Origin of the sequence: Legionella birminghamensis, from assembly GCF_900452515.1 — a bacterium.
Lineage (GTDB): Bacteria > Pseudomonadota > Gammaproteobacteria > Legionellales > Legionellaceae > Legionella_C > Legionella_C birminghamensis.
Window position 1 is genome coordinate 1,840,874 of record NZ_UGNW01000001.1, and the last position, 12,235, is coordinate 1,853,108.

Sequence of the window (12,235 nt, forward strand, 5' to 3'; positions counted from 1 at the left end):
ATATCTCTGTATAAATCACCTCATTCAGAATTTAACGCCAAATACTATTTCTAGCTATTGCTGATACTCGGATAAGCCACAACTGTAAAGCAATTGCAGATTAAAGCAAAAAAAATGACCTGGAAGCATTATTTACAGTTTCTTATATATGGTTTGCTATTACCTCTTGGTTTTGCACCCTTCCATATTCCTGGAATGGCTATTCTGGGTATTGCCCTGTTTTATCATGGACTTTGTGTTCACTCCAAAGGCTCCAGCTTCCTTCGCGGCCTGTTTTTTGGATTGGGGTTTTTCGGACTGGGGGTGTCCTGGATTTATGTCAGCATCAATGAATATGGCCATTTGAACCCTCTGATATCCGCTTTTATCACCCTGCTTTTTACTCTCTATCTTTCATCTTTCCCGGCACTTGCAGCACTTGCCTTTACTTACCTTTCTCCACGGCGTCCTGGATTGGCTGCCGGGTTTCTTTTTAGTTCACTCTGGGTCATCGGAGAGTTTTTACGCGCCACTCTTCTGAGCGGTTTTCCCTGGTTATTACTTGGTTTTGGCCAGTTTGATGCACCGGTTAAATATATTTTACCGGTGTTAGGCGTTTACGGAGCCAGTTTTTTAACTGTTTTTGCAGCCACAGTCCTGGTCAATGCATTCTGGTCTGATCGAAGGAAGCAATTTCTTCAACTCGCTCTATTTGTCTTTATTATTCTGGCCCCTCTCGCATTAAAACCAATACAATGGGTTGAAATTGGAAAAACGCCAGTTTCAATCGGAGTGATTCAGGCCAATCTGTCGATGCGGGACAAATGGGACGAAAGCCTCTTTTGGAGACTCCTGGATCGATATCAACAGGATATAATCAGTCTGCTGGGTACTCAGCTTATTGTTATGCCTGAATCTGCGATTCCGCTGCCCTCTTCTTACATTAGTGATTTTCTGGAAGACTTACGGGAAAAAGCCAAAAAAGCCGGGACTGGTATTCTTCTGGGTATCCCGGAGCCCATAACGCTTGATGCTGACGTATATTTTAATGCGCTTATCAGCCTCGGAGAAGCCAAAGGGTTTTATTTAAAACAGCATTTGGTGCCATTTGGCGAATACATACCCGGTGTTTTTCAACCGCTGATGAACTGGCTGCAGATCCCGGATGCCAATTTGAAAGCAGGAAAAGATTCGCAGTCGCTGATTAAGGTGCATAAACATCCTGTCGCTACACTGATATGCTATGAACTGGCGTATGGGGAATTGCTGCGCAAGCAATTCCCACGTGCTGAATGGATTGTTTCAATCAGTGATGACGGCTGGTTTGGCCATTCGCTGGCTATGTATCAGCAGCAGCAGATTGCCCAGGTCCGCTCCCTGCAAACTGGGCGGTATCAGGTAGTATCCAATAATGATGGCCTTTCCTCAGTAATTAATACCCGAGGAGATATAATCGCTTCACTCCCGGCATTTAATGCCGGCTTGCTTAAAGCATCCATCTTTCCTGCAAGCGGCAGCACCCCCTGGGTTCTGTTTGGCGACTGGCCGATACTGATTCTCTCTTTCTGTATTTTTCTCTGGGCTTTGATAAAAGGATTTCCTAAGAAACAGCATCAGTAAACTATTGCTGCTAAGCACAAGAGGGGGTATCCTAAGCAGCTTGAGTAAATCTAATGTAGTGACTATGGATATTAGTTATAAACCACAAGAAGTAGAAGAACAGGCGCAGCAGTATTGGCATAAGAAGCAATGCTTCAATGTGACTGAGGACTTAAACAAAGAAAAGTTCTATTGTCTGTCCATGTTCCCCTACCCAAGCGGAACGCTCCATATGGGGCATGTCAGGAATTATACTCTTGGTGATGTAATCGCCAGATATCAGCGCGCATTGGGCAAAAATGTCCTGCAGCCAATTGGCTGGGATGCATTTGGCCTGCCTGCTGAAAATGCAGCGATAAAACATGGGATCCATCCTGCAGAGTGGACCAAAAAGAATATTGCCTCCATGAAAGAGCAGTTCTTGCGTCTAGGTAATGCCTATGACTGGAAACGCGAAATTGCAACCTGTGATCCGGACTACTACCGTTGGGAACAATGGTTTTTCATAAAGCTTTATGAAAAAGGCCTGGTTTATAAAAAAAATGCCATTGTTAACTGGGATCCTGTCGATCAAACCGTTCTTGCTAATGAGCAGGTCGTGGATGGACGCGGCTGGCGTTCGGGTGCCCTGGTTGAACGGCGCGAGATTTCGCAATGGTTCATTAAAATCACCGCATATGCCGATGAACTGCTTAAGGATTTAGACAGCCTTGAGGAATGGCCTGCACAGGTCAAGCAAATGCAGCGCAACTGGATTGGCCGCTCTGAGGGTTGCGAGATTGGCTTTATTGTTAACGACTATCCTAAAAAACTTAAAATTTATACTACTCGGCCTGACACCTTAATGGGGGTCACTTATCTTGCAGTGGCACCGGACCACCCCTTGGCTAAAGAAGCGGCTAATCATGATTCTGCTGTTCGTGATTTTATCCAAAGCTGTCAGGGTGTTCGCATGGCAGAAGCTGATCTTGCCACCATGGAGAAAAAAGGGATTGCAACCCATTTTTCTGCTACTCACCCCATTACCGGCGAATCCATCCCCGTTTGGATCGCCAATTTTGTATTAATGCAATACGGCTCCGGCGCAGTCATGGCAGTTCCAGCCCATGATCAGCGTGATTGGGAATTTGCCCACAAATATAATTTGCCTGTCAAAGAAGTCATTAAACCAATTGATAATACTGGGCATGACTACAATAAATCGGCTTTTATAGAGGAAGGCGAGCTTATTAACTCCGGGGAGTTTAGCGGCCTCAGCTCATCTCAGGCTGTCGTCACCATTGCCAATTACCTTGAAACCAGGGAATTGGGCAGAATTACTGTCAATTACCGTTTGCGGGACTGGGGTGTTTCCCGTCAACGCTACTGGGGAACACCCATTCCCATGATTTTCTGTGAGGAATGCGGCATTGTACCAGTGGCCGAGCAAGATTTGCCTGTCACCCTGCCGGATGACATTGAATTTACGGGAAGCGGCTCTCCCCTGGCGCAATCAGCCAAATTCTTACATACACAATGCCCCAAGTGCGGACAAGATGCGACCAGGGAAACGGATACTTTCGATACATTCATTGAGTCTTCCTGGTACTACGCCCGTTTTGCCTGCAAGGGGCAAGACAATGCCATGCTTGATGATCGCGCCAAATACTGGACACCCGTTGATCAATATATCGGTGGTATTGAGCACGCTGTAATGCATCTGCTATACGCCCGTTTTTTTCATAAGCTAATGCGTGACGAAGGCCTGGTTAATTCCGATGAGCCATTCAAAGCGCTGCTAACCCAGGGTATGGTTCTGAAGGACGGCCATAAAATGTCAAAATCATTGGGTAATGTTGTTGACCCCAATCATTTGATTGAAAAATATGGCGCAGATACGGCCCGTCTTTTTGTAATGTTTGCCGCTCCGCCCGAGCAATCACTGGAATGGTCTGATACAGCGGTTGAGGGTGCTCATCGCTTCTTAAAACGTATTTGGGCTTTTGCGCACAAAAACAATCAGCTATTTATTGAAGTGAATAATGCGATCTGCAATGGAAATGGCAATGTCGATTGGCAACAAGCGGATAACCGATTAAAAAAATCGCGTCTGGCGGTGAATCAGATTCTTGCTCAGGCGTCCAATGATTATGAAAAACAGCAGTTTAATACGGTCGTATCGGGCTGCATGAAGCTGTTTAATGAAATATCCGATTACTCAATTGAAACTGAGCATGATAAATACTTTATCCACTCCAGTATGAGTATTCTATTGCGCTTGCTTGCACCAATAACACCGCATATCTGCCATCACCTCTGGCAACAACTTGGATATGAGAAAGCAATTATCGATGCCTCATGGCCTAAAGTGGATAAGAGCGCATTAAAAACAGATCAGGTTGATTTCGTTGTTCAGGTAAATGGTAAATTAAGAGCGCAGTTTACTGCACAAAGTGATGCTCCTGAACAGGAACTGATAGACACCGCAAAGAAAGAAGCCCATGCCTTCATTGAAGGCAAAGCGGTCAGGAAAGCAATTGTTGTCACGCATCGTCAGTTGATTAATCTGGTGGTCAGCTAATGCTTAAACGCTACGTTCTGATTCCATTATTATTCTTGCTGGCGGGCTGTGGTTTCAAATTGCGCGGGTCCTTTGACATTCCATCCTGGTTTAACAATGTTGCACTGATAAACCAGGGTGCACAACCTGACTTGCATCTGCAACTAAAGGATCAACTTCAATCCTATGGAATACGCGTTCTGCCTAATGCAAAAGGTTCTTCCTTTATGCTTATTCTAGAAAAAGATAGTATTCAGGAGCAAATCACGAGCGTAGGGGCAAGCACAACGCCCCGTCAATATCAGCTCATTTACACGGTCCACTATTCTCTGGTTAAAACAAATGGTGAACCCTTAATGTCCTCCAACCAGGTTTCAGTAACCCGGCAACTTACAGTGAATAACAATAGAATTTTGGGTTCAAATGCTGAAGAAACACTAATTTACAGTGAAATGAGGCGGGATGCCGCCATGCAAATTATGAATCGAATTAATCATAAGCTAAACTAATTTCATGCTAAGCAAATTAAACCACCTGAATTTTCCACCTCCCAAACATTTTCTTTCCGTCTATATCCTGACAGGACAGGAAACATTCCAGGTGGATCATTATGCCAGCGTACTTATTTCTACCTGGCACAGACTTCATAAAGACGATTATGACACTAAAATACTGAATATCAGTACTGCAGCCGATTGGACAATTCTTCAGGAGGAAGCCGCCAGCTTTTCACTGTTTAGCTCTACGATGATTATTGATGCTCGCTATGATAAGAAAACCCTGGATTCCGCGGGCAAGCAATTTCTGGAAGCTTATTTGGGTTCGCCTAATGCCCAATCATTATTAGTGCTTAGAGCCCCTAATCTTGGCTTGAAAGCGTTGCAATTTATCAGCAGTCACCCAGCCGTACATATTATTGCCGCAAGTCCAATGAATGCCAATACCAGTAAAGAATGGATCGCTTCCCAATTAAGACTGCATTCAATTCGCTTCGATGAATCGATTCCCACAGGTATTTACCAATATAATGAAAATAATTTACTCGCCTGCTCTCAAGTTATCGAAAAGCTTAAATTAATCGCAGAACCGGATGAGCAGCTGACCTGGGAAGAAGTAGAAGAGCATCTGCATAATCAATGCGAATTTCCAAGCTTTGAGCTGGCAGACGCCTGCTTATTGGCTAATCAGGCAAAAGCGCTGCTTCTTCTGAGGCAAGCGAGTCAGAACAAAACCGAACTGAGTTTAATACTGTGGATTTTAAGCCAGGAAGTTCGTGTATTGATTCAATTAAAACATAAAATGCAGCATCTTTCATTTCGTGATGCTGCCGCTCAAATCAAGATTTGGTCAACAAAGTTTGCTCTTTACCAAAATGCAATCAAGCGCTATGAAATGCCTTTTTTGATCCAGTTATTAGCCCAATGCGAGCACTTGGATAAAAAAATAAAAACAGGCAACCAGGCAAACCAAATTTGGCGCAGTATGGAATTAATTGCATTGGCATTATGCTCAGGAAAAACGGCAGGGTATCTTGGATAATTTATTAATTTTTGGCGGCACCTTTGATCCGATACACCAAGGACATTTAAATGTAGCTGAAAATATTCAAAAGCACTTTCGGTTCCAGCGCTTTATTTTTTTACCCTGCAAATTACCTGTGCATAAAGAAAAAGCAACTGCCAATTCAACGCAGCGAATTGAAATGCTTAAACTGGCTCTGGCAGACTATCCTGGTTGCCGATTCGAAATTGATGACTGTGAAATTCGCCGTCAATCCCCGTCCTATATGGTTACTACACTGGAGAGTTATCGCAAGGATCTGGGGATGGACATTTCTATTACTCTATTGATGGGAATGGACAGTTTCTATCAATTACCACTTTGGCATCGATGGACAAGAATTTTGGAACTGGCCAATCTTTTGGTAATTAAGCGGCCAGATATTAGCCTACCCGTAGAAGACAATGTGCTGGAAACGCTTTCAGGGCATGTAACAGATAGAGAAGAGGATTTAAAAAATAATGCACAAGGCATCATTTATTTTTTTGACGCAGGGTCTTATCCAATTTCCTCTACAGAAATTCGTAGAAATTCATTACAAAACTCAGAGGCTATACCTGAAGCAGTGCTAATGTATATCACTGAAAATAAGCTTTACAGTTAGTGTTTCCAGGCTTCTTCTGATTTATTTTTATAATGCTCAAAGGCTTTAATTAACCCTGATATAACCTCCGCACTGGTCTCAAACAATGCCTTACACTGAGGCTCATCAATCTCTTTAATATCTTTTCTCAAGTGATCAACTTGTTCCTGGAAGCTCTTTTGTAGCTTATTTATATGAGAAAGTATGTTTTCATTACTATCCATGGCAAACTCCTTTGATTACTTATAAAAGTATAGACATATCGAATCCCTCACGGAAGATTTCGAATTGCAGCGGCTGCGAAGACCATCCGAATACCCCGCGGCAACACTTATCGAATCCCCGCAGCACCGACCACCGAATCCCCGCGGCACCGACCACCGAATCCCCGCGGCACCGACCGCGGGGCCCATGCATGGTCCTCAGACAAGTGTCAATGTCGCCAAAAAATAAGATTTAACAGGTAGTCATAAACATGTGTGCCTAACATTAAATTGGCTTCGTGTGGGCCCCGCGGTCGAAGCCGCGGGGATTCGATATAAGTGTTGCCGTGGGGATTCGATGTAAGTGTTGCCGCGGGGGTTCGATGTAAGTGTTGCCGCGGGGATTCGAAATGTGTATTAGCGGGGATTTGCAAGTGAGAGTCAGGCTTGAGATAGCTCGAAATCACTAGGGAAGTCGACCAGACTGTTTGTTTTGTCCAGGGATTTTGCCTGATTAATCAGATCCGGTACTTTGCTTGAAATCCAATTTACGACCGGAGTAAATTTTGAATATAAACGCGATTGGCTAACATACTCTTCTTGTGGTAATGAGGTCATTTGAATCACTACAATGATTAAGGACACAATAAAAACACCGCGTATAAATCCAAAACCCATACCCAATAAGCGATCTGTTCCGCTTAAACCTGAACGCTTTAATATAAAACCCAGAACCGCATTTATAATCCCGCCTATTATCACGGTGGCAGTTAAAACAATAATGAATGCCGTGATGGTTTTGACTGTCGGATCCTGAATGTAGTTCCCTAGCCAGGGATAAAGCACGGATGAGTAATTATAGGCCAGCCAGATAGCGATTATCCATACCGAAAGCGCTATTAACTCTTTCAGAAAACCACGGAACAAACCGGTTATAACTGAAAGACCTATAATCAGAATGATTGCTATATCAACCCAATACCATTGCATGTTTAGCTGATTCCTGTTGTAGGTACAACAAATCCATTGATTTGCATCGCGCTAGCGAGCTGCAGTTTAAGCTTTTGGGCTTGATCCTTTTGATCCATTTGCCCTACTAACACTTTATAGGCGATACCGTTTTTACCTTGTACTTTGTTATAGGTTGCCTGAAATCCCTTGCTTTTTAATTTGTTAACCAATGCTATTGCGTTCTTCTGCTGGACAAACAGAGCAACCTGAACTGAATAGCCTGATTTGCCCGCCGGTATTGTCATAACTGGCGATTTCGCAACCTGTGCAGTTTTAGCAGTTGGCCTGACCACTGACTTCTGAGCTGCCTTGCTGACAACAACGGTTTTGCTTAATTGCTTGGCTGGAATAGCTGCTGGAATGCTGGCTAAAGGCTTTTTTTGTTCTGCCACCCTTTTTATCCCGTCATTTGATGCGGCGTGGGAAGAGTAGGATACATTGTTGATGGCCAGTGCTGTGGCGGGAGGATTTGCTATTGCTTCTGCCAGTTCTTCCTGGACGCGTGTTTCTTTAAGCGCATCGGGATTATCAATTTCAGAATTCGCATAGTCTGCTGTCTTGCTGCCATTAACCGGGCTTAAGGGCTCTGCTTTGGCAATAGTAGTCGAAGGCTGATAATCTTCATTGGCTGTAGGAATATCTACATGCGCGACCTTCACTGATTTGAACATGGTTTCTTCGTCGGATGCAGAAACCTGAGGCAAGGCTGGTTTTGAGGGCAGCTTGATGGATATTCTCGAAGGCCCATCCAGATGCTGACTGGATTTTTTCATAATAGCGGGAGCAAATATGGCTCCTAGTGAGATAATTACAGCAAGTCCAATGAGTCTGTGCTTAATACGCTCATCTATTACTAAAGTCATATAACCCCTCCAGGTAAGATTCAGATACTGCATTCAAAACAGCACCTACCAGAATAAACGATCCGAAGGCAATAATTAAATCACCTGCTTTTGCCTGCCGAAATGCAGCATTATAAGCCTCTTCAGGGCTATCAAAATAGCCTGTCATTTGCTCATTACTCGTGGGCAGCTCTTTTAATAATTGTTCCGCAATACAGGCACGCTTACTATTAAGCCTTGCAGGATACCAATAATTAACCAAAGGTAAAAGTGGTTCGACTATTCCCTTTATGTCTTTATCATTTAAAGCAGAAAAAACCGCATGAATATTACCATGTATTTTTTGCCTAGTCACAAATTCTGCTAAAAATCTTGCAGACTGCGGATTGTGCGCAACATCGAGTAACAGCGTTTTTTCACCCCGCCGGATCATTTGAAGACGGGCAGGAAGATTCACTTTTTCGATGGAAGAGCAGATATCTGCCTCTTTTACGGGCAATTTGTCACTCAGAATTAATGCAGCAATTATTGAGGCTGAAGTGGAGTCTGGATGTAAGTGCGGTCTGGGAAAGGTGAGGATTTTTTCCTGGAAGTTGATTGAAATACTACTTTCAGCCAAAGTATATGAATAATTCGTACCATTAATTAATGAGGGGCTTGACAACTCCCTGGCCCTTTTTAAAACGGAGGCCGGTAAATTGCTTGAGGCACCAATAAACGGTTTACCCTTTCGAAGGATGCCCGCCTTTTCTGTCCCGATTGCTTCAAGGGTAGTTCCCAGATACTCCTGATGATCATAATCAACAGTAGTAATTATCGCCAGATCACTATCAATAATATTGGTTGCATCCAGCCTTCCACCCAAACCGACTTCCAGAATAGCTACATCAAGATTTTGTTCCTTGAAATGCAATAAGGCGGCAAGTGTTGCCATTTCAAAAAAAGTCAGGCCAGAATCCTTCCCTGCTGCATCCAGTATTTCAAATAATTTGGCTAAAGGTTCATCCTCGATGGGCTTTTTATTAATGCGAATGCGTTCATTAAAAGCGATCAGGTGCGGAGAAGTATAGGCACCCACCCGGAACCCCGCGCAGGTATATAACTCTTCCAGTGTTGCGACAGCGCTTCCTTTACCATTGGTACCGGCCACTGAAATAATAGTCTTGGCTGGTTTTAACAAGTCCAGTGTTTCAGCAATAAGTTTGACCCGGGACAATCCTAATTGAATCTCCTTCCTGTGGCGATTTTCTAATTCACTTAGCCATTGTCCCAGCGTTTTCTTATCGCTTTGCATGATTCTTAATCAAGATTACGCAGTGATAGCTTTGCAATAAGCTCGGCGATAGTTGGCCGAAGCAACTTTCGATCAATCACCATATCAATATGGCCATGTTCAAGTAAAAACTCGCTGCGCTGGAATCCCTCCGGCAGGGTCTGACGCACTGTCTGCTCGATAACCCTGGGTCCGGCAAAGCCTATAAGCGCATTTGGCTCAGCGATAATGATATCCCCAAGGCTTGCAAAACTGGCCGAAACGCCTCCTAATGTCGGATCAGTCAGTACCACAATAAAGGGCAGGTTTGTCTCGGAAAATTTAGCCAGCGCTGCCGAGGTTTTTGCCATTTGCATTAATGAGAATAATCCCTCCTGCATTCTGGCCCCGCCACTGGCAGTGAAACAGATGTATGGCTTCTTTTCCTTGGTTGCCAGCAGCACCCCACGGACAAACTTTTCACCCACTGTTGCACCCATGGAGCCGCCAATGAAATTAAACTCAAAGGCACTCACAATAGCAGGCTGTCCCATGACATTCCCTTTGGCAAGAAGCAGCGCCTCTTTTTCCCCTGTCGCTTTCTGTGCTTGGGTAATTCGATCTTTATACTTTTTTGAATCTTTGAATTTTAATCGATCGATAGGCTCTAAATGACTGGCAATTTCTTCCATACTGCCCTCATCAAAAAACTGTTGTAAGCGCTGCCGGGCAGTCAGACGGTGATGGTGATTGCAAGTAGGGCATACCGAAAGATTTTTTATTAGTTCGGTGCTATAAAGAACTGAATTGCATCCCAGGCATTTAACCCATAAGCCCTCAGGCACGCCCTTTTTCTGTGATGCTTCTGTTCTGACTTTTGAAGGTAATAATTTTTTTAGCCAACTCATAGATAAGAATCCGTGGATTGAATTTGACGCGCCATAGTATAACCCGATTTTTTCATTTCAGGCTTGTTTTATTCACTTTAATTGCTTTATTTATTAAAAAAACAAACCGCGACCTAAATTATTCTTAACAAACTGTTTATTTTTATTTCACAAAGAAGATTTTAAATAAATTTTCCGATTTTTTCTCGCATTTTTTTAATTAAAGTGCTACGCATCCCTAAAGTTTTTCCGGGATTTTCCGATAACAGAGATGGGTACGGTAATTCATGTACGAATTCCCGGTAATAATATAATCCCCAATCCAGGGATTCAGGTACGAGGAGATTTTGGTCATGACTCAAGTGATTAATACCAACGTGATGTCTTTAAATTCCCAAAGGAATTTGAATGGATCACAAAAAGCCATGCAGACTGCGATTCAGCGTCTTTCATCTGGTCTGCGCATTAATAGCGCTAAAGACGATGCAGCTGGATTGGCTATTTCTGAACGAATGACGTCACAGATCAGAGGTATGAACGTAGCCATAAGAAACGCTAACGATGGTATATCATTGGCGCAAACTGCAGAAGGAGCAATGCAGGAAACGACTAATATCTTACAACGTATGCGAGAACTGTCCCTGCAATCAGCCAATTCCTCAAACAACTCAGGTGACCGTCAAGCGATACAGGAAGAAGTGGTTCAATTACAAAGCGAGTTAGACCGGATTGCCTTAAATACAGAGTTCAATGGACAGCGAATTCTAGATGGCTCTTTCTCCACCGCCAGCTTCCAGGTCGGGGCGAATGCCAATCAAACCATTGATTTTGCCATCGGCAGTATTAAGGCTTCGTCAATTGGTGGAATTGCTACCCAAACAGGTACTGAAGTATCCAACGCTGCCGCAACCGACATTACTATTTCTATCGGTGGTGGTGCTGCTACGACGATCAATTCCAGTGCCGGTTTCACTGGTAATGCACAGCAGGATGCCACTTCGGCCTATGCAAAAGCAGCAGCCATTAATGATGCCGGGATCGCCGGTTTGTCAGTAAGTGCTGATACTACAGGCACTCAGACTGTTGGTGCCATCGGTGGTACGGCGGGCGACACTTATAATCTGTCAGTGAATGGGGTCGCAGTATTTACTAACCAGGACGTTGCTACAGCCTTATCCAATACTGCACTTCGCGATGCGATTAACGGTGTTAGTAACCAGACTGGAGTTATCGCCAGTTTAAATGGTGGTGATCTGACCTTGACTGCTGCGGATGGTCGTAATATTGATATCACTGAAAGCGGTACCGGTTTTACTGCAGGTACAGACGGATTGACAGTAACTGGCGGCGCATTTGACGGTACCCTGCGCGGCACTCTGACTGTCAGTGCAACCAGCAGTATCGCAATCGGCGGAACGGTAGCCACATTAGGCCTAAATGCTGCCATCGCCAAAGATTCTTTGGGTGTTGACAGTATCGATGTCGGTACTGCAGCCGGTGCGCAATCAGCCATCCTGAGACTGGATTCAGCCTTAAGTTCAGTGAACTCTAATCGTGCGGCAATGGGTGCTTTGCAAAATCGATTCGAATCAACTATCGCAAACCTGGCAAATGTGGCTGAAAACCTGTCAGGCGCACGAAGCCGAATTCAGGATGCGGATTTTGCTGCAGAAACAGCCAATCTGACCAGAGCTCAAATTTTGCAACAAGCAGGAACAGCAATGTTGGCGCAGGCAAATAGCCTCCCTCAATCTGTGCTGTCTTTACTTGGCAGATAATA

The 12,235-nt window shown here is 44.1% G+C and carries 11 protein-coding genes; 6 read left to right on the plus strand and 5 right to left on the minus strand.

The annotated features are described in order from the left end of the window. Positions 1-114 precede the first annotated feature (114 nt). The 5 genes from lnt (at position 115) to nadD (ending at position 6,281) form a co-directional block, all read left to right on the plus strand. Positions 115-1,599 carry an apolipoprotein N-acyltransferase gene (lnt, locus tag DYH42_RS07820; RefSeq protein ID WP_058522729.1) on the plus strand — a complete coding sequence of 495 codons (1,485 nt, stop codon included), beginning with the start codon at positions 115-117 and terminating at the stop codon, positions 1,597-1,599. A 64-nt stretch (positions 1,600-1,663) separates the two neighbouring features. After that, entirely contained in the window at positions 1,664-4,138 is a 2,475-nt protein-coding gene (leuS, locus tag DYH42_RS07825) for a leucine--tRNA ligase (protein WP_058522728.1), read from the plus strand. Beyond that, positions 4,138-4,626: an LPS-assembly lipoprotein LptE gene (locus tag DYH42_RS07830; RefSeq protein WP_058522727.1), complete on the plus strand. Its 489-nt coding sequence runs from the start codon at positions 4,138-4,140 to the stop codon at positions 4,624-4,626. Before leuS ends, DYH42_RS07830 begins: the two co-directional genes overlap by 1 nt. A 4-nt stretch (positions 4,627-4,630) precedes the next feature. Further along, positions 4,631-5,656 carry a DNA polymerase III subunit delta gene (holA, locus tag DYH42_RS07835; protein ID WP_058522726.1) on the plus strand — a complete coding sequence of 342 codons (1,026 nt, stop codon included), beginning with the start codon at positions 4,631-4,633 and terminating at the stop codon, positions 5,654-5,656. Continuing rightward, on the plus strand, positions 5,649-6,281 hold the full coding sequence (gene nadD / locus DYH42_RS07840) for a nicotinate-nucleotide adenylyltransferase (RefSeq protein ID WP_058522725.1): 633 nt from the start codon (positions 5,649-5,651) through the stop codon (positions 6,279-6,281). The genes holA and nadD overlap by 8 nt, the downstream gene beginning before the upstream one ends. Here nadD and DYH42_RS07845 read toward each other — a convergent pair. From DYH42_RS07845 to accD, 5 genes are all read right to left on the minus strand, one after another. Continuing rightward, a complete protein-coding gene (locus DYH42_RS07845; protein WP_058522724.1) occupies positions 6,278-6,484 on the minus strand; it encodes a hypothetical protein in 207 nt (68 codons plus the stop codon). The two genes, nadD and DYH42_RS07845, sit on opposite strands and share 4 nt — an antisense overlap. 420 nt (positions 6,485-6,904) lie before the next feature. After that, the gene (locus DYH42_RS07850) at positions 6,905-7,453 is read right to left on the minus strand and encodes a CvpA family protein (protein WP_058522723.1); all 549 of its coding nucleotides are present in this window, start codon (positions 7,451-7,453) and stop codon (positions 6,905-6,907) included. A gap of 2 nt (positions 7,454-7,455) precedes the next feature. Further along, complete coding sequence (locus tag DYH42_RS07855; RefSeq protein ID WP_058522722.1) at positions 7,456-8,337, minus strand: SPOR domain-containing protein; 882 nt, start codon at positions 8,335-8,337, stop codon at positions 7,456-7,458. After that, entirely contained in the window at positions 8,318-9,610 is a 1,293-nt protein-coding gene (locus tag DYH42_RS07860; RefSeq protein ID WP_058522721.1) for a bifunctional folylpolyglutamate synthase/dihydrofolate synthase, read from the minus strand. Before DYH42_RS07860 ends, DYH42_RS07855 begins: the two co-directional genes overlap by 20 nt. 5 nt (positions 9,611-9,615) lie before the next feature. After that, positions 9,616-10,476, minus strand: a complete 861-nt coding sequence (accD, locus tag DYH42_RS07865) for an acetyl-CoA carboxylase, carboxyltransferase subunit beta (protein ID WP_058522720.1) — start codon at positions 10,474-10,476, stop codon at positions 9,616-9,618. Positions 10,477-10,808: 332 nt separating this feature from the next. Between accD and DYH42_RS07870 the strand changes: the two genes are divergently transcribed. After that, complete coding sequence (locus DYH42_RS07870) at positions 10,809-12,233, plus strand: flagellin N-terminal helical domain-containing protein (protein WP_058522719.1); 1,425 nt, start codon at positions 10,809-10,811, stop codon at positions 12,231-12,233. Positions 12,234-12,235: the final 2 nt, after the last annotated feature.